The sequence below is a fragment of the Oceanobacillus sp. HCA-5259 genome (assembly GCF_037892815.1).
Classification (GTDB): Bacteria; Bacillota; Bacilli; order Bacillales; family Amphibacillaceae; genus Oceanobacillus; species Oceanobacillus indicireducens.
Genome location: NZ_JBBKBV010000026.1, coordinates 1 through 18,312, shown reverse-complemented (window position 1 = coordinate 18,312; position 18,312 = coordinate 1). Strand labels below are relative to the sequence as shown.

The following is an 18,312-nucleotide window of genomic DNA, read 5'->3' as shown; positions in this document are numbered from 1 at the left end:
TCTTATGAATAGATTGGATCCCCGGAATAGATGGGATTTGCAACATAGAGATAAAGAAAAGGGGAGTGAAGTTTGTGAAAGAATTGCTGAGTTGGGAAGAATGGGCAGAGCTTGATGCGACAGGTTTAGCCGAGTTGATTCGGGAAAAAGAAGTGACCCCGCAGGAAGCCGCGCGTCAAGCAGCAAAAGGGATTGAGGCATTGAATCCTGAAATTAGTGCAGTTATTGAAGTATTTGACGATGTTGTGGAAGATCCACTGCAAGACGGAATGAACCCGGATGGTGTGTTTGCCGGTGTTCCATTTTTGATGAAAGACTTGGGACCGACGATAAAAGGTCGACTTCAGGAGATGGGTTCTTTACTTATGCAAGGAAATCGAGCAGAGAAAGATAGTTTTCTAACGACGAAGTTTCGCGGTGCAGGTCTGAATATTATAGGAAGAACGACGACTCCCGAACTAGGTCTATGCAGTTCCGCGGAAAACCCGGATCTCTATGTGACGAGGAACCCATGGAATGTTAATTACACGACTTGCGGTTCTTCAGCAGGCTCGGCTGCTTCCGTCGCTGCTGGCATTGTTCCAATTGCTCATGCGACAGATGGTGGTGGCTCAATTCGAATTCCGGCAGGAGTAAATGGAAATATCGGACTCAAGCCATCCCGAGGAATTTTTTCCTTGGCTCCCAATGGTTCCGATTTAATGAGTGTTGTGTCGAGCCAAGGAGCTCAGACCCGTACAATTCGGGATATGGCAGCTTTTGTCGATCATACGCGAGGCGGGGCACCTGGTGAGTTCATGCCGTTTTGGCACCCGGATGAGCCTTATACGGAACTAATTAAAAAGGATCCGGGTAAATTGCGGATTGCGGTGTCGCATGAATGGGGGGATTACCAAGCAACACCAGAAATTGTTGTCGAACTGAAAAAAACAGCAAAATTCCTCGAAGAATTAGGACATGACGTCGAATGGACGATCCCGGATATTGATTTCCATGCTGCATATAAGGCGCAGACGGAGGCATATATCATGAATTTTTCCCAAACGATTTCTGAAATTTTAGAAGAGAAAGATTTAGAAACACCACCTGCTGGATTAGTGGAACCGATGTGTATCCGGGTGTGGGAGGAAGGAAGACATGCAACATATGGTGAACGGGCAAAAATGCAAGCGGTTTTTAACCAGCTATCCAGGTCAACAGCTTCATACTTTGAAAAATGGGATATCATTCTGACACCGACGATGGCACTTCCGACGCCGCTTGTTGGAACGACAGAGTACTTGACGATGAGTGATAATCCTTCTGTTTACGACTGGTTCCATAACCTCTGGAGTATTTTTTCCTATACGTCGATTGCCAATATTTGCGGTATCCCAGGAATCTCTCTTCCGGTGGCACAACTTCCTAATGGTTTACCGTTTGGAATGCACGCACTCGCCAAACAAGGAAATGACGGTCTGTTGCTTCAGCTCGGTGCCCAGATTGAAAGAGCGCTCGATGGGAAATGGAACGATGGAAGGAAGCCGGATATCCATGTTACTAAAATACAATCCATGCAGAAGCAATAATTATAATAATAGACTTTGTAAAAAGAGGATGAAAGAGATGAGAGAATACAAGATTGCGGTATTACCCGGAGATGGGATCGGTCCAGAAGTGACAAGGGAAGCGGTAAAAGTCCTTGAACGAATTGCTGAGATGGATTCTAGCTTCCGTTTTAAAACGAAGAATTTTAATTGGAATAGTGAATATTACTTAGAGCACGGGAAAATGATGCCAGAAGATGGACTTGAGCAGTTAAAAGAATTTGATGCCATTTTATTCGGTGCGATTGGGGATCCTCGAGTGCCAGATCCAGTGTCGATTTGGGAATTAATTTTACCAATACGGAAAAACTTCCAGCAGTTTATTAATTTCCGCCCGATTAAACTGTTGCGGGGCCTGGAAAGCACATTGAAAAAAGAGGTGCCGATTGATTTCGTTATTGTCAGGGAAAATAGTGAAGGAGAATATACAGACTCAGGTGGAGCGATGTTTCATGGGGAAACCCGAGAAATGGCGTTACAGAACATGGTGATGACGCGGCAGGGGGTTGAACAGATTGCTAGATTTGCTTATGACTATGCACGTGCGAATGGCAGGGAAAAAGTGACGAATGCGACGAAATCGAACGTCATGCTCCATACGATGACGTTTTGGGATCGACTTGTGGAAGAAGTGGCAGCGGAAAATAAAGATATCGCTTATGAAAGATATTATATCGACGCACTTGCTGCTTACTTTGTCCAACGTCCCGAAACCTTTGATGTCGTATTAGCTTCGAACCTTTTCGGGGATATTTTATCTGATCTTGGATCAGCAATTGTCGGTGGTCTTGGTCTTGCGCCATCTGGAAATATTAATCCGTCGGGTGAATTTCCTTCGATGTTTGAAGCGGTTCATGGTTCTGCGCCTGATATTGCAGGAAAAGGGATCGCAAATCCAATCGCTCAAATTTGGTCAGCTGCCCTAATGCTCGAATATCTTGGAAGGAAAGATCTCCATGATCTCGTTTTACAGGCGATTGAAGAAGTGTTGGTTGAGAAAAAAGTACTGACGCCAGATATTGGCGGAAATGCGACAACAGCAGATGTTGGCGATGCAATTAGTGACAAACTGGAACGAATTGGAGGACTTTTATGACAATAACAAATAAGACAGTCATTGTAACAGGTGCTGGCGGTGGTATGGGGCGAGCTACGGTGGAACATTTACTCGAAGCAGGTGCAAATGTTGTCGGGTGCGATTTAAATATTGCAGCTTTAGCTGAACTTGAGGAGAATCCCCGTTTTAAAGCTATGAAAGCAGATTTGCTTAATGAAGCTGCTGTACAGCATATTTTTGCACAGACAAAGAGTGAATTTGGTTCTATCGATGGACTTGCGAATGTGCATGGGATTGCGCAACATGCAACACCGATAGAAGACTGCAGCCTTGCCGAATACCGAAAAATAATCGATGTGAATATGACTAGTATCTTTTTAACGTGCCGGGAAGCCGCTGCTTATATGAAGGAACAGGGAAGCGGAAAAATTGTCAATATCGGTTCTGTTTCGACGACACGGCCACGACCTGGACTGCAGGCTTATGTTGCTTCGAAAGGCGCCGTAGAGTCCTTTACAAAAGCATTAGCTTTAGAACTTGCGCCATATCAAGTGAACGCGAATGTGCTCCATCCGGGGCCAGCTGACACGTCAATGCTTGGTGAGTTTACTGCTGTGGGTAGCAGTGTTGACGATACCAAAAAGGAAGTCTTTGAAAGCAGTGTACCACTTGGCAAATTACTGCAACCGGGAGACATCGCTAAATCGGTGAAATATTTATTGTCTGATGCGGCAGAAATGATAACCGGAGCTGTTTTACATGTTGATGGTGGGAGAAATATATAGTTTCAAAAAAGGGGAGACACTTGGTGAAAACATATGAAATGTATATCAATGGAGAATGGACGAAAAGTGCGAACGAAGCGGTAATTGATGTGCTGAATCCGTCAAGCAGTGAGAAAATCGGTGAGATTCCTCGAGGTACGAAGGAAGACGTGGACCGGGCTGTTCGAGCTGCAGCTGCTGCATTTCGCACGGAGGAATGGCGTTCGTATTCGGCATTTGACCGGGGAGATCTTTTATTTGCAATTGCCGATAAAATGCAGGAAAGTAAGGATGAATTAGCGGAGCTTGAAACAACGGATGTTGGAAAGCCGCTCTCCCAAGCGTATGCTGATGTGGATGCGGCGATCCGCTACTTCCGTTTTTATGGTGGAGCAGCTGATAAAGTAATGGGGGATACGATTCCAATTCAAGACGGATTGCTTGATTATGTTGTGCGCGAACCGGTTGGGGTGACGGCCCATATCATTCCATGGAATTATCCGCTGCAAATTATTTCTAGAAGTGTTGCGGCAGCAATTGCGACAGGGAATACGGTTGTTGTAAAAAGCGCAGAGGATACGCCGCTTACCGCGCTGCGCCTCAGTGAATTTTTTGCTGAGTTAGACTTACCTGCTGGAGTGTTCAACCATGTAACAGGTTACGGGTATGAAGCAGGAGCTGCTTTAGCAGGTCACCCACTTATTAATCAGCTAACATTCACTGGTTCGGTTGCTACAGGAATTTCCGTTGGACAAGCGGCGATGGCGAATGTCGTGCCAGCCACGTTAGAGCTTGGTGGGAAGTCTCCGAATATCGTGTTTGCCGATTGTGATGTAGAATCGACCGTTGCCGGCGTTGTCCGTTCGATTATACAAAATGCAGGCCAGACTTGTTCTGCAGGGGCACGGTTGCTCGTTGAGGAATCATTCAAAGATGAATTTTTGAAAAAGGTGATTGAACAGTTCGGTAAACTAACGATCGGTGCAGGTATCGAGGATAAAGATATTGGTCCGATTTTAAATGAAAGGCAATTTGACCGGGTGATGGGGATGATCAATATTGCTCGGGAAGAGGGAGAAATTCTTTTTGGTGGCAATCAAATGACTGTCGAAGGATTTGAAAATGGATTTTATATCGAGCCGACGATTGTCGATGGAGTAAGTCCACGCAGTAGAATTGCCCAAGAGGAGGTATTTGGTCCGGTGCTTACCGTGTTTACGTTCAAGGACACGGAAGAAGCGTTAGAACTTGCAAACAGTACGGATTATGGGTTAGTTGCCGGCGTTTGGACGAAAGATATTAACCGCGCTCATTACTTAGCAAGCAGAATTGATTCCGGTCAGGTGTTTATCAACAATTACGGTGCTGGTGGTGGTGTTCAAATGCCATTTGGCGGCTACAAAAAGAGCGGGTTCGGCAGAGAAAAAGGTTGGGCAGCACTGGATAACTACACGACGTTAAAAAACGTGGCAGTAAAGTATAGATAGAATACAGAAGTGAAAACAGACCATTGTTTTCACTTCTTTTTGTGAATTATTTTTAGAAGGGATTGCTAGTACTATGGAAACCAAACTGATCGATGCTCATATCCATCTTGATTTTTACACCACTGAAGAACAAAAGCAAATAATCGAGTCATTGGACAAGCATCAGATAGAAGGCCTTATTACCGTTTCACAAAATCTCAAGTCCGCAAAATCAAATCTCGCTTTATCCAAAACATATTGCACTATCCAACCGGCCTTTGGATATCATCCGGAACAAACTTTGCCTTCAGAAAAAGAAATAGTCCAGTTGACGGAATTTATCTTAACACAGGAACAAGACATGGTTGCAATTGGAGAAGTAGGGCTACCTTATTATTTAAGACAGGAGACAGATCTTAAACTTGAAGAATATATCAACCTGCTCGAGCATTTCATCATGCTTGCCAAGCGAACAAAGAAACCAATTATTCTCCATGCCGTTTATGAAGATGCACCAGTTGTTTGCTCTTTACTTGAGAAACATTCGATCGATAAGGCGCATTTTCATTGGTTTAAGGAGATGATAAAACAATGCAACGGATGCTTACGAATGGCTACTTTATTTCTGTAACGCCGGATATCATATATAAGCCTAAGATTCAGCGAATAGCCAAACAATATCCACTTGAACAATTAATGGTGGAAACGGACGGTCCTTGGCAATTTTCCGGTCCTTTCGAAAATAAACGCACTCATCCCAAAATGATGCATGAGTCGGTAAAGGTGATTGCACACTTAAAACAAATCGATAGAACAGCGGTTTATCAGCAAATTTATGAAAACACGAGAAGTTTTTTCACGCTTTAGCTTTGACGACTATTGCCGAAATCGCGTCACGAAAGACATGAATAAAAAAGGTATGTTATAATATTCGAGCGGTGTTTTTCCTCAGGCGGAATGTTTTTTTATAATTTGATACACATTAAAATGTGTGCTTCTTTTTAACCTATATTATCCTACACCAAGAGAAAGGAGTTACATATATGGAGTTTACTCTATGGGATGTTCTGACGGATTTAGGACTATTATCGTTGTTATTGTTAGTAGGAATGGTTTTACGTGCAAGGGTAATATTTCTGCAACGTTCTTTTATGCCGGCAAGCATTATCGCCGGAATTTTGGGCTTGATACTGGGACCGAATGGTTTTCAAATCATCCCGTTTTCTGATTTTATCGGAACATATCCGAGTGTTTTAATTGCTATTGTTTTCGCTTCCATACCATTATCATCAGAGAAGTTCGATTGGCGGAAAGTCATGGACAAGGTTGGTGGTTTTTGGTCATATTCACAAATCATCATGTTATTGATGTGGGGACTAGGTTTAATGTTTGCACTAATTTTTCTTGTACCTACATTCCATGTCCATGATGGATTTGGTTTATTATTAGCTGCCGGCTTTGTCGGGGGACATGGTACTGCTGCAGCACTTGGCGATGCTTTTCAACAGCAGGGCTGGAAAGAAGCGACTTCCCTTGCGATGACTTCCGCAACAATTGGTGCAATTGTCGCTATTGGAGTAGGGTTGCTTTTAATCCGTTCTGCGGCAAATAAAGGTGAAGCGAACTATATCAGCCGGTTTGAAGAACTGCCTACAGAATACCGGACCGGTCTATTGCCAAAAGAGAAAAGAACTTCGATGGGGAATGATACAGTTTCGAGTATTTCCATCGATCCCCTTGTATTTCACTTGGCGCTCGTGCTGCTTGTAGCAACCGGGGGTTATTTTTTAAGTCAATTTGGTGAGCGGCTATTTCCGCAACTTACGATTCCAGCGTTTTCTTTGGCGTTTTTAGTCGGTTTATTTTTAAATATTATGATTCAAAAAGCAGAAGTGGATCATTATATTGATAAAAATGTTGTATCAAAAGTGAGCGGAAGTGCGACAGATATCTTGGTAGCTTTCGGAATCGCATCGATTAACTTAACAGTCGTAGCGGAGAACATTGTACCATTTTCAATCCTGATTATATTCGGTATCCTCTTCTCTTACTTTTTCTATAAAGTCGTTTCTAAGAATTATTTCCAAGAGAATTGGTTTGAAAAAGGTATCTTTACTTGGGGCTGGATTACTGGTGCAGTGGCAATGGCGATTGCTTTACTGCGGATAGTTGATCCAAGAATGGAGAGTAAGACGCTTGATGAATATGGCTTGGCCTATATACCAATCGCGCCGGTTGAAATTATGCTCATTACCTTCTCGCCAATGTTCATTCTTCATGGCCGTCCGTGGTTATTCGTCACGATAACGGTCGGATTGTCCATTCTCATTATCCTATTTTCTATCCGAAGGGGCTGGATTATGATAGGAGAAAGAGAAAATGGATAAACGGGAAAAACAATAAATTCCCCCGATTTGTATGATGTTATGCTAGTATGAAAGTAAGTTTCTAAAAAATGTGAGTAATATGTTAACGAGTGTTTTAAAGGGGGAGAAATAATGGATTTAAAATTAAAAGGGCAGTCCGTCATTGTAGCTGCGAGCAGTAAAGGATTGGGTAAAGCAATTGCATTAAAATTTGCTGAAGAAGGGGCGCATGTTCTGATTTCCAGCAGGAGGGAAGAGGAATTGAAACTTACCGCAGCTGAAATCAGGAAGAAAACAGGTAATGAAAATGTCCGCTATAAAACATGTGATATAACGGATGAATCGCAAATTAAACAGTTAGTGGGAACAGCTATAGAATGGAACGGGAAGGTAGATGTACTGATCAATAATGCTGGCGGCCCACCTGCTGGAACTTTTGATAAGTTTTCAGACAGCGACTGGCAAGCTGCTTTTGAGTTGAATCTATTAAGCTTTATCCGTCTTACGCGGGAAGTATTGCCTTCCATGCGGGAGTCAGGAGCAGGGAGAATTGTTAATATTGCATCCTCATCTATTAAACAGACATTGGATAATCTAATTTTATCCAATACATTTCGTGCCGGAATTGTCGGCCTATCGAAAAGTCTTTCTCAAGAACTGGCAGGAGACAATATTCTTGTTAATACCATTGGTCCGGGCCGGATTGCAACAGACCGAGTGCAGGAATTGGATGAAATACGAGCGGATCATAAAGAAATCAGCTATGAACAACTCCGGAATGAAGTCGAACGGTCGATCCCGATTGGGAGATACGGAGAACCCGAAGAATTTGCGAACATGGTCGTTTTCCTTGCGTCGGGCGCTAACTCCTATGTCACTGGTCAGAGTCTCGTTGTTGACGGAGGGCTTGTAAAGGCATTGTAGATGAGGAAACCAGCATTACTTAAGTAATTTATGAACTATGTGATTGTGTACACAAACAACCCGCTTGTCGATATTTCCCGGGAAATAACAACAAAAGCGGGTCTTTTTATTCAGGAAGAAGTGGGTTCTCCTTTAATAAAGTAAAACTTCATTCAGTGGAGAATTCCTTCCCCCCACTGAAAGTTAGTTGAACAGAATCAGGTATTTACGGACTATATATCCCCCCAGCTCCACATGTTGGGCATCCCTCAAGTTTAGAAGAGGGGATATTACAGACCGTTAATGCGTGATAAAGTGAAACTTCATTCAGTGGGGAATTCCTTCCCCCCACTGAAAGTTAGTTGAACAGAATCAGGTATTTACGGACTGTATATCCCCCCAGCTCCACATGTTGGGCATCCCTCAAGTTTAGAAGAGGGGGTATTACAGACCGTTAATGCGTGATAAATTCCCACAAGCCATCAAAAACTTTCGCATCATACAAAGAAATAATTAGAACAAGGCTGATTGGTCCAATAATAAGGCCAATTAAACCAAATAGTTGCAGGCCTGCAAACAAAGATACGAGAATGGCGAGCGGATTTAACTTCATACTGGATGATAGTACTTTTGGTTCGGCAATTTGTCTGACGGTTACGGTGGAGCCATATAGAATGAGAAGGCCGATCCCCATAAACAAATCCCCGGTAAAAAAACTATATATACTCCAAGGAATCAAGATGAGCCCTGGTCCGAAATATGGCAATAGATCGATGAAACCAAGAATTACAGCGATAGTAAGTGACTGCTCCACCTGCAATATCAATAAACCGATGAAACTGACTAAAGCAGTAAGAATCATTAAGATGATTTGGGATTTTAAAAAGCCGAATGTTTTTCGCTTTAAATCACGTAAGACATTCCAGGTCTTTTTTTGGAAAATGAGCGGCAACTTATTTTTATAAAGGGTGGCATATTTCTTAGAATCTTTGCTGATGAAATAAATTGCAAGAATAGAAAAAATAATAACTGTAAATGTAATGGGAAGGGCACCGATAAAGGTGGAAAGACCGTTAGCAATACCCTGACCAATTCTGCCGAGTAAGGCGGCGACATTGCTACCGATAATTTGAATCCCTTCCTGCAAGGCTTGGCGCTGCGAAGAATCGAGGTTGTCTATAAAGCCAATGCCTTGATCCCATAATGGTAAAATGACATCATTGAAATATAACTGGATATTTATGGAAACTACTTCAATTTGATTCGGGATATAATCCGACAGGTATAAAAATCCGTCAATGGTCTTTTTGATAAGGATCGTCACAATGCTTCCGATAATTCCAATAAGGAAAAGGATTCCGGTTAATACGGCAAGTGGTCTTGGAAAACGTAAATATCTTTCAACAGTATTAACAATCGGATTGATTAAAAAGGCAAGTAAAGCGGCGATTAGAAAAGGATATGTAAGTCTAAGAAAATGATATAGTAAAAATAAGCCAATTGCGGAAATAAAAGCTAGAAATAGGATGCGGAAAATTATTTGGATCGCTGGGTGTTTCATAAGCAGAGCTCCTTTCAATCGCTTGGAACATAATTTGCTATCTGTTAATAAAAATAGCGAAAATTCATTTGTTTTTATTTTTATCCTATCATAATTTCTTGGCTTTAACTAGAATGAGTCGCGTCTATATAAAGAAAGGACGTCACGTAAGTAACATGAACGTCCTACTTAGTTAGCTATATAATTTTCCGTATAAAAAGGAAGAGAGTCTTTGTTGAAAGCTACCCCGACAACGAGGGTTCGGTAGCTATTATGCAACTTGTTTTCACGGTGACCAGGTGAATTCATTAAACCTTCATGGGCAAAAATACTGCTTTGTTGACCAGCAGCGAGATTTTCCCCAGCCCTTTGGTAGGCAACAGCATCTTCTGTTAAGCGGTCAAATGGGGACTTGCCTTCCAGATTTGTGTGGCTGAAATAATTATTTTCTGCCATATCCTGACTATGGGCGCGGACCGTTTCTAAAGCGGATTCTTCCCAATCGAGAACAGAAAGCCCGTGTTTTACCCGTGCCGCATTGGTGAGATCAAATAACTGATATTCGAATCCCTCTCTTAATTCTTCGCTCGGCATTCCAAAATAGTTTTTCTTCTGTTTTTCCAATTGCTTATCAATAATCAGAATAGCGGTCACTGTATTATTCTGATGAACATCATAAAATATTGTCGTGTAACTTTGGTCAATTTCGAAAGTATGAAACTCCCCGTTATCCTGAATTTCGTAATTCACTAAACCTTTTCGGAGCGTTTGCAGTGGCTTAGGCAATACGGAAAGCACTTCTTCCCGCGTGCTTTCAAATGTAATTCCATTACTGGAAGTAAGCAAATCTTGATTCGTATATAAACCATTGACTCGGTTGTCGTCATCATAAGAAATCATCATGAAATGTTGGTAATTCTGATGATACGTGACCCAGTCCACACCATATTCATTCCTTGTCGCTCTTTCAGGTTCACCAATCTGTGCTTCAACATCCGCCCGCAAATCACCAAGTTCAATGTTATGAATAGAAAATAAGTGATCGGAAGGAGCTGATAACTCGGGTTCCTCTAGTTGAATTGGTGAATCTTGATCTTGAAAGGTTTCAGAAACTTTATCAGAAAGTAACCGAATCTCCTGTCCAATCCAATCGATCGTATTGCTAACAACTGGATGCTCGCCGATTCGATAAATATCTGATTGAATATTTTCAAAAACTCCGCCTACTCCTGATTCTTTAAAACTATCCCCATAAAAATGCCAAAACAACCCGACAATAAGTAACAAAACAATAAATCTCCGTAAAAAAGTCAAACTCCCACTCCCATCTATTGAGACTAGGGTCAGTGCACATGTCCCAGTTCATAGCAATCATTCTAGCCAAATTGCTGCCTCACATACTTGCAAAGTATCTTCTTTATTTTATCATAAAAGATATCAAGCTAGTGTGATGTAAACTTACAAAAATATGGAAAAGAAAACAGGGAATATTTTATCATGTATTAACGGTCTGTAATATGCCCTCCTCTAAACAAGGGGCTAATAGGAAAACAACTGGGGTTTATTTTCCTATTCGCATGTTCATCTTACTTTAATAGGAAAATAACTGTGCTTTATTCTCCCATTAGCATGTTCATCTTACTTAAATGGGAAAACAACTTGGTTTTATTCTCCCATTCGCATTTCATCTTACTTTAATAGGAAAATAACTCTGCTTTATTTTCCCATTCGCATGTTCATCTTACTTAAATGGGAAAACAACTTGGTTTTATTTTCCCATTCGCATGTTCATCTTACTTAAATGGGAAAATAACTAAGGTTTATTCTCCCATCCGCATGTTCATCTTACTTAAATGGGAAAGCAATAGGGAATTATTTTCCTATTAGGGCGCATACCTCGCTCTAATAAGAAAATAAACGATTCCTATTTTCCCATTCGCATGATTTTCTCACTTAATTGGGAAAGTATGCGTCTGCCGGGCAACCGAACGGTAATCAGGGCACCAATATAATGACCGTGCAAGATACTTACGGTGAATGAAAGTAAGAAGGATTAAAAAAGTTTCAAAAACCCCTTGACATCTTCTTGGAATTATCTTAATCTTATTTCTAATAACTTAATTAATCTGCGTTGATGAAGAGTAGTAATTTATTCAGACACTTAAGAGAGCTGGTGGTTGGTGTGAACCAGTGTGGAGGGGATAAATGAATGGACTTCGGAGCTTCCAAACCGAAACGACAACTGGAGTAGGCTTTGGCGAATACGTCTCATCGTTATCTGAGACAGGTGTTAGGCAATAATTGCCCGACATGTTGAGTGAGCTTTTACAGCTAATAAAGGTGGTACCACGGTCCCTCGTCCTTTTTCGGATGAGGGATCTTTTTGTTTGCCAAAAAAATATAAATATAAAAAAATCGTAAAGTAAGAGTAGTAAACAGTCGCTTCAAGCGTTCCAGAGAGCTGGTGATGGTGAGATTCCAGCGCGCTCGTGACTGTTGAATGGACTTATGAGAGGGTTTCTGAAAAAGCAATTGTTGCTTGAGTAGGAAAGCACGGGTTTCCGCCGTTACACGGATAGGATATCGAAGGAGTGAAATGTAAGCTTTCCGTATCCGAAAAAGATGAAAAGAAGATTCTTTTCCAAGTGAGGTGGCACCGCGGTCCCATACGTCCTCTATAAACATCAAGTTATGTTTATAGAGGACTTTTTTATTTACAGAAAAGGAGTGAAAGGTAAATGATCTTAGCGTATCAATATGAAAAAATACCGGCAGCTGGAATGTCAGCTTTAAAGATTTTCAAAAACCTGAAATCCCGAAAAAAGTTCTTGCTTGAGAGTACGAGTTACCATGAACAAAAAGGAAAATTCACTTATCTCGGAGTTGATCCGTACGAAGAGGTTATTGGCAACCAAGGAAAAACTACGATAATAGATGTTCAAACGAAAACGACGAGACAACTCGAAGAACATGCACTCGACTATTTGAAAAAGCAGCTACCCGACATGGAAACACATTTACCAATCCCATTTTTCGGCGGGGCGGTCGGCTATGTCGGATATGATTTCATTTGTAATTTGGAAGATATTGCTTTTCCAAGTGTGGATGAGTTACAAATGCCCGACGTTCATTTCATGTTATTTAGAAATATTATCGCTATTGATCATACGAAAGATTGCTTATATCTTATTGCAGTCAATCCGGACCAAGACCCTAACGTATTCCTGGATGAAGAGCTCAAGAAACTAAAAAATTTACTTCAAGCCGACATGAAAGACAGCAATACAGCTTTTCCCAATGTAGATTTCAAGTCTCAAGAAACAGAAGCAAGTTTTACAGAAAAATTGTTGCGGGCGAAGGAATATATCGAACGGAAAGAAGTGTTACAGGTAGTACTATCACAGCGGATGCAAGCAGATATTAGCGGGAACCCAGATTTCCCATTTGCCTTTTATGAGAATTTATGTGCGTCTAATCCGTCTCCATATATGTTTTACATTGATTTTGCGGATTATATTCTGCTAGGCGCGTCACCAGAAAGTTTGCTGCAAGTAACTGGTAATGAGGTGGTTACGAATCCAATCGCTGGCACAAGACCAAGGGGTGCGACACAAGCGGAAGATGCGAGGCTAGAGGCTGAACTTCTTGGGGACGAAAAGGAACTTTCTGAACACCGCATGCTCGTTGAACTTAGTAACGAAGATCTTGCCAGTGTTTGTAAGGAACAGACAATCGAACTTACAACCGATATGATCATTGAAAAATACCAGCATGTGATGCATATTGTTTCCGAGTTAAAGGGTGAGTTACGAGAAAACTCTTCAAGCGTCGATGCATTAATATCTTTGTTACCTGCAGGAACTGTTTCCGGAATGCCGAAACAGCGCGCGATGGAGATTGTGAATGAACTGGAGGAAAAGAGGCGCGGCCCATATGGCGGGGGAGTTGGTTATATTAGTTTCAACCGGGATTTGAACATCGCACTTACGATTCGCACGCTGATTATCAAAGGAAAATACGCATATCTCCAAGCTGGGGCAGGGATTGTCCGTGACTCGGTAGCGAAGAAAGAATACGAAGAGACATTGCATAAAGCGCGATCCTTAGTAGAAGCCGCATACACGTTCAGTTAACAAAAAGTCGTAAAGAAAGGAGAACGAACAAATGAAGACATATCTTCAAAAGTTGATCAACAAGGAAAATTTAAGCCGGGAAGAAATGAAAGCAGCTGCAAGCCATTGCTTTACGAGTGAAGTGACCGAATCGGAAATTGCCGCATTCCTTATTGCACTCCAAGCAAAAGGCGAAACGGCCGATGAAATTACTGGTCTTGCGGAGGTAATCCGGGAAAAGTCATCCTTCCAGACGGAAAACACATTAAATGTCATCGATAATTGCGGTACTGGCGGGGACCGGTCAAATAGTTTCAATATCAGTACAACCGCGGCCTTTGTCATGGCAGGGGCGGGGATTAAAATTGCGAAGCACGGCAACCGGAGTATTTCCAGTAAAACGGGTAGTGCAGATGTACTCGAGCACTTAGGCGTCTCACTTTCCTTTTCAAAGGAACATATTGAGGAAATGCTTGCGGAGAACAATATTGCATTTTTATTTGCTCCTCATGTCCATGAAGTGCTGAAGCCTTTTTCCGTTGTTCGTCAGCATCTTGGCGTACCGACGATTTTCAATGTCATCGGCCCACTGACAAATCCAATTCAGCTTGAGACCCAGCTAGTCGGAGTTTACCGGAAAGATTTGCTTGAGAAGGTCGCAGAATCATTGAATAAGCTAGGACGGCGCAGGGCAGTGGTCGTGACCGGGGCAGGTTCACTTGATGAGGCTAGCTTAGCCGGTTTGAACAAATTGATAGTTATAGAAGATGGTAAACTAACACCGATGAATTTACACCCAGAAGAGGTCAATTTACCAATCTATCCAAATGAAGCGATTCGTGGAGGCGACTCCAAGCGTAATGCAGAAATTCTTTTGTCCGTTCTAAAGGGTGAGCCTGGTGCTTACTTCGACACGGTGCTTCTCAATGCAGGGATTGGCATTTACACAAGTAGAAAAACGGATTCAATCCAAGCCGGGATTGAATTAGCCCGAGAGAGCATTTTATCTGGAGCAGCATTAGAACGACTGGAACGATTAGTTAGCTTTAGTGAAAAAATTCCTGTGTGAGGTGTATTGAATGACTATTTTAGATAACATTTTAAAACAAAAAAGAATTGAACTGACAGAACTGATTCACAAGAAATTAATGGAGCCGGTAGGTAAAGCAAATCCCTCCTTTAAAGGGCGGGCTGCTGCTTCAGAAAATATGAATATTATCGCTGAAATTAAGCGCGCTTCCCCTTCCAAAGGAGCGATTGACCTTGAAGTGGATCCAATCGAGCAAGCGAAAACATATGAGAAAAATGGTGCGGCAGCCATCTCGGTATTGACCGATGAGAAATTCTTTAATGGCTCATTAGAAGACTTGCGGGCAGTTCGTGAAGCAGTCGACGTTCCGGTCTTATGTAAGGATTTTATTATCGATACGTTGCAGATCGATCACGCAAGAGCTGCCGGAGCAACAATCATTCTATTAATTGTTGCAGCTCTCTCAGATGAGGATTTAAAGAAATTATACGATTATGCAACATCTCTTGAATTGGAAGTACTCGTAGAAGTGCATGACGAGGAAGAAATGAAACGGGCAGTAAAACTTGAACCTGAAATAATCGGAATAAACAACCGAAATTTGAAAACTTTTGAAGTCGATGTAGCAATAACGGAAAAACTTGCATCCCTTGTTACGGACCGTGACACATTGCTTATTAGCGAAAGCGGCATGCGGGAAAGAGAAGATGTGCAGCGGGTGAGAGACGTTGGGGCAGAAGCAATTTTAGTCGGAGAAACACTTATGCTTGCGGAAGATTTACAAAGAATATTTACGAATCTACAAGTTCCACTGAAAGAGGGGAAGAGGCTGCATGTTCGTTAAAATTTGCGGTATCACAACGGAGGAAGCAGCACAAGCGGCAGCTGAAGCGGGAGCCGATTTAATCGGATTTGTTTTTACGGAAAGTAAGCGGGAAATTTCGCCGGTTGCGGCAGCAGCGATTGCAAGCCGACTTCCGGCATCTGTCCAAACAGTCGGTGTCTTTGTTAATGAAGAACCGGCTGTGATGGAGCAAATTGCCAGCCAAGTTGGGCTTGATTTCCTTCAACTGCACGGGGAAGAACCGCCACATGTGGCAAAATCTCTTTCTGCAAAGGTTATTAAAGCATTCCCCGCTGAAAAAGAAAGGTTAGAAAATGTCCACACGTATCCATGTGATTATTTTCTAATTGATACACCGAGCATCAATCGTGGCGGGAGTGGCAAGACGTTTGACTGGAGCTTGCTGCAAGAATCAGGCATCGACCGGGAAAGGTTGCTGCTTGCAGGAGGTCTTCATCCAGAAAACGTGCGGGAAGCAGTGGAAGCAGTGAATCCATTCGCAGTTGACGTCTCAAGCGGTGTCGAGACGGCAGGAAAGAAGGATCCAGAAAAAATGAAAGCATTTATCGAGCAGGCAAAACAAAGGGAGGCTTATAAAAAATGAGTGTATATACCGTACCAGATCAAAGTGGAAAGTATGGCAATTTTGGCGGGAGGTTCGTCCCGGAATTATTAATGCCGGCAGTTCTTGAACTTGAAAAAGCGTATGAAGCGGCAAAGCAAGATAAGAGCTTCCTTGGGGAATTGAACTACTATTTAAAGCAATATGTCGGAAGAGAGACCCCATTATATTTCGCGGAGCGGCTTACAGATAAAGCAGGTGGGGCGAAAATATATTTGAAACGAGAAGACCTTAACCATACAGGCGCACATAAGATCAACAACACGATTGGGCAGGCTCTGCTTACGGTTAGGATGGGAAAAAGGAAAGTGGTGGCAGAAACCGGTGCTGGTCAGCACGGGGTAGCAACTGCAACAGTTTGTGCGCTGCTTGGTCTTGATTGCATCGTCTTTATGGGGGAAGAGGATATTCGCCGCCAAGCACTGAATGTACAGCGGATGGAGCTGCTTGGTGCCGAGGTTAGAAGTGTTGAAGGCGGAAGCGGGACACTGAAAGATGCCGTGAATGAAGCACTTCGTTACTGGGTGAACCATGTGGAAGATACCCATTATATTATCGGTTCTGTCGTTGGTCCGCATCCATTTCCGCTGCTTGTCAGGGATTTTCAAGCGGTGATCGGTGAGGAAACGAAAAGGCAAATCTTAGAACAAGATGGAAAGCTGCCGGAAAAGATTATTGCCTGTGTCGGTGGTGGCAGTAATGCGATGGGAATGTTTTATCCCTTTGTTGAGGAGGAAGATGTCTCTTTAATCGGGGTCGAAGCTGGTGGAAGTGGCCTAGAAACGAATAAACACGCAGCAACTTTAACAAAGGGGAAAGTCGGGGTATTACACGGGACATTGACTCATCTTTTACAGGATGAAAACGGACAAATAGAAGAAGCTTTTTCAATTTCGGCAGGACTAGATTATCCGGGCGTCGGACCGGAACATAGCTATTTACAGAGTATCGACCGGGTAAATTATACGACTGTAACGGATAATGAGGCACTGGAGGCTTTCGAACTTTTATCGCGGAAAGAAGGGATCATACCGGCTTTAGAAAGTTCGCACGCAGTAGCTCATGCAATGCAGGTTGCCGGAAAAATGTCTAAAGATCAAATAATTGTTGTCTGCCTTTCGGGCCGGGGAGATAAGGACCTTAGACAATAAGGATTTATTGAAGTGAAGGAGGAGAAATAAATGGGAAAAGTAAGATTAGAAAAGGCATTGCAAGAAAGACTTTCTGCAGGAGAAAAAATTTTCTCACCATTCATTATGGCTGGTGATGGTGGTTTGGATATTTTGCCAGACAGAATAAAATTTTTCGAGGAAAACGATGCAGCTGTTATAGAACTTGGTATTCCATTTTCTGACCCTGTAGCAGATGGTCCGACAATCCAAGCGGCTGGCAGCCGAGCTTTAGCTAACGGGACAACACTTGCCAACGTTCTAGATATATTAGAGGTGACAAAATTAGAACGGACGATACCTGTCGTCATCATGACGTATATCAATCCAATTATCGCATTTGGTGTTGAAACGTTTGCCAAAAAGAGTGCAAAAGCTGGGGTTGATGGAGTGATTATTCCCGATTTGCCGATGGAGGAGGAGCGCCTCATTGCGGAAGCTTTAAGTAGGAGGGACATCGCCTATGTAAGGCTTGCTGCGATGACGAGTCCGCAACAACGCTTACAGGAACTTGCCAAGCGTACAGAAGGTTTTCTTTATGCGGTTGCTGTTACCGGTACAACTGGCGCAAGGGCAGAGCATGATGCATATGTATCAACATTTTTACAAGAATTAAAGACATATACAGATACTCCAGTACTCGCGGGCTTCGGTGTATCTACAGGAGAGCAAGCGAGGGCGCTCAGTGAGCATGGTGACGGGGTGATCGTTGGCAGTAAGGTCGTTCAGCTTCTTCATGAAGGTAATTTAGCAGAAATCAGCCAGTTAATAGCGGAGAGTCGTTCGATCAAGGTATTATAATCCGTGCTTGTTCTTACAGACTATTCCCTCTATAATCTTTCATAAGATAGGA

At 42.5% G+C, this 18,312-nt stretch carries 14 protein-coding genes, 1 pseudogene and 2 other annotated features; of the genes and pseudogenes, 13 read left to right on the top strand and 2 right to left on the bottom strand.

All coding sequences use genetic code 11. The features are described 5' to 3' along the window. Positions 1 to 74: 74 nt before the first annotated feature. The 7 genes and pseudogenes from WKU33_RS13455 (at position 75) to WKU33_RS13420 (ending at position 8,163) form a co-directional block, all read left to right on the top strand. The gene (locus WKU33_RS13455; protein WP_340455108.1) at positions 75 to 1,568 is read left to right on the top strand and encodes an amidase; all 1,494 of its coding nucleotides are present in this window, start codon (positions 75 to 77) and stop codon (positions 1,566 to 1,568) included. A 37-nt stretch (positions 1,569 to 1,605) separates the two neighbouring features. Then, positions 1,606 to 2,682 (top strand): tartrate dehydrogenase, encoded by a 1,077-nt coding sequence (locus WKU33_RS13450; RefSeq protein ID WP_340455106.1) that lies wholly within the window; start codon positions 1,606 to 1,608, stop codon positions 2,680 to 2,682. After that, positions 2,679 to 3,428: an SDR family NAD(P)-dependent oxidoreductase gene (locus tag WKU33_RS13445; RefSeq protein WP_336252401.1), complete on the top strand. Its 750-nt coding sequence runs from the start codon at positions 2,679 to 2,681 to the stop codon at positions 3,426 to 3,428. Before WKU33_RS13450 ends, WKU33_RS13445 begins: the two co-directional genes overlap by 4 nt. 23 nt (positions 3,429 to 3,451) lie before the next feature. Next, positions 3,452 to 4,894, top strand: a complete 1,443-nt coding sequence (locus WKU33_RS13440) for an aldehyde dehydrogenase family protein (RefSeq protein WP_336252400.1) — start codon at positions 3,452 to 3,454, stop codon at positions 4,892 to 4,894. Between the two features lie 73 nt (positions 4,895 to 4,967). Next, positions 4,968 to 5,740, top strand: a pseudogene (locus WKU33_RS13435) (TatD family hydrolase). Positions 5,741 to 5,916: 176 nt separating this feature from the next. Next, positions 5,917 to 7,260 carry a sodium/glutamate symporter gene (locus WKU33_RS13425; RefSeq protein ID WP_336252398.1) on the top strand — a complete coding sequence of 448 codons (1,344 nt, stop codon included), beginning with the start codon at positions 5,917 to 5,919 and terminating at the stop codon, positions 7,258 to 7,260. A gap of 111 nt (positions 7,261 to 7,371) precedes the next feature. After that, positions 7,372 to 8,163 carry an SDR family oxidoreductase gene (locus tag WKU33_RS13420; protein ID WP_336252397.1) on the top strand — a complete coding sequence of 264 codons (792 nt, stop codon included), beginning with the start codon at positions 7,372 to 7,374 and terminating at the stop codon, positions 8,161 to 8,163. Between the two features lie 433 nt (positions 8,164 to 8,596). Here the strand turns inward: WKU33_RS13420 and ytvI are convergent, their stop codons facing one another. Further along, positions 8,597 to 9,703, bottom strand: a complete 1,107-nt coding sequence (ytvI, locus tag WKU33_RS13415; protein WP_156854944.1) for a sporulation integral membrane protein YtvI — start codon at positions 9,701 to 9,703, stop codon at positions 8,597 to 8,599. Positions 9,704 to 9,871: 168 nt separating this feature from the next. Next, positions 9,872 to 10,996: a CAP domain-containing protein gene (locus WKU33_RS13410; protein WP_340455099.1), complete on the bottom strand. Its 1,125-nt coding sequence runs from the start codon at positions 10,994 to 10,996 to the stop codon at positions 9,872 to 9,874. Between the two features lie 808 nt (positions 10,997 to 11,804). After that, positions 11,805 to 12,049, top strand: a binding site (T-box leader). 42 nt (positions 12,050 to 12,091) lie between these two features. Next, positions 12,092 to 12,361, top strand: a binding site (T-box leader). A 59-nt stretch (positions 12,362 to 12,420) separates the two neighbouring features. Between WKU33_RS13410 and WKU33_RS13405 the strand changes: the two genes are divergently transcribed. Genes WKU33_RS13405 through trpA form a run of 6 tightly spaced genes read left to right on the top strand, consistent with a single transcriptional unit; the run spans position 12,421 to position 18,260 of the window. Next, complete coding sequence (locus tag WKU33_RS13405; protein ID WP_340455097.1) at positions 12,421 to 13,815, top strand: anthranilate synthase component I family protein; 1,395 nt, start codon at positions 12,421 to 12,423, stop codon at positions 13,813 to 13,815. A gap of 31 nt (positions 13,816 to 13,846) precedes the next feature. Beyond that, entirely contained in the window at positions 13,847 to 14,863 is a 1,017-nt protein-coding gene (gene trpD / locus WKU33_RS13400) for an anthranilate phosphoribosyltransferase (RefSeq protein WP_336252394.1), read from the top strand. A 10-nt stretch (positions 14,864 to 14,873) separates the two neighbouring features. Next, positions 14,874 to 15,668 (top strand): indole-3-glycerol phosphate synthase TrpC, encoded by a 795-nt coding sequence (gene trpC / locus WKU33_RS13395; RefSeq protein WP_340455093.1) that lies wholly within the window; start codon positions 14,874 to 14,876, stop codon positions 15,666 to 15,668. After that, the gene (locus WKU33_RS13390) at positions 15,658 to 16,272 is read left to right on the top strand and encodes a phosphoribosylanthranilate isomerase (RefSeq protein ID WP_340455092.1); all 615 of its coding nucleotides are present in this window, start codon (positions 15,658 to 15,660) and stop codon (positions 16,270 to 16,272) included. The genes trpC and WKU33_RS13390 overlap by 11 nt, the downstream gene beginning before the upstream one ends. After that, positions 16,269 to 17,441, top strand: a complete 1,173-nt coding sequence (gene trpB / locus WKU33_RS13385) for a tryptophan synthase subunit beta (protein WP_340455090.1) — start codon at positions 16,269 to 16,271, stop codon at positions 17,439 to 17,441. Before WKU33_RS13390 ends, trpB begins: the two co-directional genes overlap by 4 nt. A 30-nt stretch (positions 17,442 to 17,471) precedes the next feature. Continuing rightward, a complete protein-coding gene (gene trpA, locus WKU33_RS13380; RefSeq protein ID WP_336252390.1) occupies positions 17,472 to 18,260 on the top strand; it encodes a tryptophan synthase subunit alpha in 789 nt (262 codons plus the stop codon). Positions 18,261 to 18,312: the final 52 nt, after the last annotated feature.

Bases quoted from the DNA above. Each gene is read 5' to 3' on its own strand.
- trpD (WP_336252394.1), top strand. From the start codon at position 13,847: ATGAAGACATATCTTCAAAAGTTGATCAACAAGGAAAATTTAAGCCGG.
- trpC (WP_340455093.1), top strand. From the start codon at position 14,874: ATGACTATTTTAGATAACATTTTAAAACAAAAAAGAATTGAACTGACA.
- trpB (WP_340455090.1), top strand. From the start codon at position 16,269: ATGAGTGTATATACCGTACCAGATCAAAGTGGAAAGTATGGCAATTTT.
- WKU33_RS13425 (WP_336252398.1), top strand. From the start codon at position 5,917: ATGGAGTTTACTCTATGGGATGTTCTGACGGATTTAGGACTATTATCG.
- WKU33_RS13390 (WP_340455092.1), top strand. From the start codon at position 15,658: ATGTTCGTTAAAATTTGCGGTATCACAACGGAGGAAGCAGCACAAGCG.
- trpA (WP_336252390.1), top strand. From the start codon at position 17,472: ATGGGAAAAGTAAGATTAGAAAAGGCATTGCAAGAAAGACTTTCTGCA.
- WKU33_RS13450 (WP_340455106.1), top strand. From the start codon at position 1,606: ATGAGAGAATACAAGATTGCGGTATTACCCGGAGATGGGATCGGTCCA.
- ytvI (WP_156854944.1), bottom strand. From the start codon at position 9,703: ATGAAACACCCAGCGATCCAAATAATTTTCCGCATCCTATTTCTAGCT.
- WKU33_RS13405 (WP_340455097.1), top strand. From the start codon at position 12,421: ATGATCTTAGCGTATCAATATGAAAAAATACCGGCAGCTGGAATGTCA.
- WKU33_RS13420 (WP_336252397.1), top strand. From the start codon at position 7,372: ATGGATTTAAAATTAAAAGGGCAGTCCGTCATTGTAGCTGCGAGCAGT.
- WKU33_RS13445 (WP_336252401.1), top strand. From the start codon at position 2,679: ATGACAATAACAAATAAGACAGTCATTGTAACAGGTGCTGGCGGTGGT.